Annotated in this window: 3 protein-coding genes; all 3 read left to right on the forward strand. The window is 31.8% G+C overall.

Annotation, left to right across the window (positions count from 1 at the left end; all coding sequences use genetic code 11):
• Positions 1-253 precede the first annotated feature (253 nt).
• Genes JCM19043_RS15490 through JCM19043_RS15500 form a run of 3 tightly spaced genes read left to right on the forward strand, consistent with a single transcriptional unit; the run spans position 254 to position 2,633 of the window.
• On the forward strand, positions 254-961 hold the full coding sequence (locus JCM19043_RS15490; RefSeq protein WP_062323932.1) for a hypothetical protein: 708 nt from the start codon (positions 254-256) through the stop codon (positions 959-961).
• 55 nt (positions 962-1,016) lie between these two features.
• Positions 1,017-1,715: a hypothetical protein gene (locus JCM19043_RS15495; protein ID WP_062323934.1), complete on the forward strand. Its 699-nt coding sequence runs from the start codon at positions 1,017-1,019 to the stop codon at positions 1,713-1,715.
• A gap of 33 nt (positions 1,716-1,748) precedes the next feature.
• Positions 1,749-2,633, forward strand: coding sequence for a S8 family serine peptidase (locus JCM19043_RS15500; protein WP_062323936.1), 885 nt, complete (start codon positions 1,749-1,751; stop codon positions 2,631-2,633).
• The last annotated feature ends 284 nt before the right edge of the window (positions 2,634-2,917 follow it).

Raw genomic sequence — 2,917 nt, forward strand, 5'->3', positions numbered from 1 at the left:
AAAAGGTCTCATTCAAAAAAGTTTATATCTAATGCCTTTCTCAAGAACGATATTATAATTGTTATTGCTAAAAAGATTATTATAAGCGTATAGCTACCAATTACTTCAAAATAATATTTTAATAAAAATAAAATTATGATTACGATAATGATTGCTGTTAAAAAAATAAAGTTTTTCAATTTCCACAAACCTCCTTGTTTTTTCGACTTTTATATTATAACATATATGTAAATAATTTAAAGGAGGTTTTTGGATGTTAAAAGTAAAGTTTTCAGCTTTATTCTTAATTTCAGTAATGTTTTTTGGTGTTTTTACAGAGTCCACCTTTGCCTATTCACAAAGCTCTTCTGACTTTATGTATTCATATGAGTCTAGTATGAACAGAATCCAGGAAGTTTTATCTGAATTCATAATCTTTAGTGAGGATGGGATAGAGGTAACAAGAAATAAAGGGCAAATTATTAGTAGTTTAAATCAGAAGGATATTAATAATTTAAACAAACTTTCTGAGTTACAGGGAATTAAGCGTGACAAACCATTAACAAAACAAAGCATTGTTGATACATATTTAAAGAATATTGAAAATCTTAATGCTGATGTGCGTGATGGAAAGTTAGAAGTTCTATCTAATGGAGCATTAATTGATGCAAATGATGATCATTTTTATGTCCAGGGAGGCGTAACTAAAGATCAAAATTTTTGGTGGGGAAAAAGAAGGTATAAAAGTACAGCTAACGCTAGAACATGGGCTGCGGAATTACTGTTTCTTTCTGAAGCTAACGCAGCACATGCAATTATTGCAGGTGCTGTGTTCGGTCCAATGGGGGGGATTCCGAATGCAATAACGGGAATCTATATAGCTAATGTCGCGAATAGAGTTAATTATCACAATAGTTTAAGTAATCGGGGAATAATAATCGATTTACATTGGACTCTTACGTTTTTCACAAGAACTCAATAAACTCTATTCGATAATGGTGAAAATTAGTTAATTATAAAAAAACGGAGGATTTTAAATGAAACAAATATCATTATTTTTAGTAATAGTATTGTCTTTTGGAATTTTTTCACCCCCTGTCTTTGCCCATTCCCAAAGCTCTTCTGACTTCATGTATTCATATGAATCTAGTATGAACAGAATCCAGGAAGTTTTATCTGAATTCATAATCTTTAGTGAGGATGGAATAGAGGTAACAAGAAATAAAGGGCAAATTATTAGTAGTTTAAATCAGAAGGATATTAATAATTTAAATAAACTTTCTGAGTTACAGGGAATTAAGCGTGACAAACCATTAACAAAACAAAGCATTGTCGATACATATTTAAAGAATATTGAAAATCTTAATGCTGATGTGCGTGATGGGAAGTTAGAAATTCTATCTAATGGAGCATTAATTGATGCAAATGATGATCATTTTTATGTCCAAGGAGGCGTAACTAAAGATCAAACATTTTGGTGGGGAAGAAGAAGATATAAAAGTACAAATAATGCCCGATTGTGGGCTACAAATTTAAGAAGTGCTGCTTTATCTGGGACAGGGGTCGCTGTTTTTGCCACAGCATTCGGGGTTGCACCACTAGCAATTTCTACTTCATTAACCTCAATATATATAAATAATCTTGCTAGTAGAGCTGATTATCATAATGCTTTAACTAGTCGTGGAATAATAGCCAATTTACACTGGACGCTTACATTCTCAATTGAAACTCAGTAGTAGTAGCGCTTAAAAAGGGGTAAAACTTATTTCATGAAAAAAAAAATAGTAATATTAATAATTTTGTTATCAGTAAGTAGTATTGTTTTTGGAGTTTTTTTTTCAAAAAACACAACTCCAGATGAAATAGACTACTGGGTATATAAACATCTTAATTATAAAGAGCTTCATCATTATTCCACTGGATCTTCACAAACCATTGCTATAATAGATAGTGGAATTTCTTCTAATATAAAACTTGATGCAGAAAAAGCTTTCTCATTAACGAGTGAGGATATTTACGATTACAACGGACATGGTACTATGATGTACTCTATAATTAAAGGGACGGAAGATGATATCCTAGGCATTAGTCCCGATGTTGATATACTATCAATAAAAATTTTAGATAAGGCAGAATCAACTAGACCAGAATTGATATATGATGCGATTGAAATGGCTATTGATAAAAATGCAACAGTTATTAATTTAAGTGTTGGAAGCTACAAAAATAATGAAGACATTGCTGGTTTAATTAAAGAGGCTCACAGTAAGAATATCACAGTTACTGCATCTTCTGGTGACTTCTCTAATTTTGAAATGATGTTCCCCGCAAATATGAGGGAAGTTATTTCTATTGGTGCACTTGGTGAAAACTTACAGCCATTAGAATTAACTAGTGGGCCTGACCTAACAACAATTAATGCACCTGGGGAGAATATATTAGTATTAGATGCTAATGATGAGATATTTTATTCCTCTGGTACATCACAAGCAACCGCTTTAATATCCGGATATATTGCTTTACTAAGGGACTATGCTTTAAAAAACAATATATTCTTATCAAATGAAGATATTGGTTATTATCTAAGTTTAATAAAGGAGGGAAACATGCAATATAGCGATGTTTTTAATGAACTATCGATGACAGAAGCATAAAGGAGATACTTTACTATATCCTTTCACAGTACTTACTCCTAAAAGATAGAATTATATTATATAACTAATTGGCTGGATTGAGTTCAGTATTCAACTGGACTAATCCAGCTAGCTTTTTATTGGATTGTCCATGCTTGTAACAGTGGATATATTCTTCAATAATCAGAGGAATTAAAGAAGCACCAATCGTTTCTTAATTCCTTCTAGATTACTGATGATTTCTTGGGGGATAGACGACTACAAAACCGTTATATACCATAGCCCCTCCGTACGGATAGCAAGCC

The sequence above is a fragment of the Halolactibacillus sp. JCM 19043 genome, assembly GCF_001310395.1.
GTDB classification, from domain to species: domain Bacteria; phylum Bacillota; class Bacilli; order Bacillales; family Amphibacillaceae; genus Halolactibacillus; species Halolactibacillus miurensis.